The following is a 282-nucleotide window of genomic DNA, read 5'->3' on the forward strand; positions in this document are numbered from 1 at the left end:
TGTCGACTACTTAGCCGATTTAAAAGAGCAAGACCCCGCGGCATACGAACAAGAAACGGCATTTATTCTTCCCCATTTTAATCGCCTGTTAATCGCCGAAGGCATGATGTATCTTGCCGGTGAAATGGGACTTGTGGCACAAAGTGATGACTTAGGAAAAACATGGCAAAAATTTGAGCCTTTTTATCGTGGCTCATTTTTTGCTGTTGATCAAACATCAGATAACCAACTTATTGTTGCAGGCCTTAGGGGCAACGCATTTATTGGCAATGCACAGCAAGT

1 pseudogene is annotated in these 282 nt (G+C 42.9%); it reads left to right on the forward strand.

Annotation, left to right across the window (positions count from 1 at the left end):
* A pseudogene (locus CWC11_RS22235) lies at positions 1-282 on the forward strand (hypothetical protein); the annotation flags it as partial.

It is taken from the genome of Pseudoalteromonas sp. S3178, from assembly GCF_005886985.1.
GTDB lineage: Bacteria > Pseudomonadota > Gammaproteobacteria > Enterobacterales > Alteromonadaceae > Pseudoalteromonas > Pseudoalteromonas carrageenovora.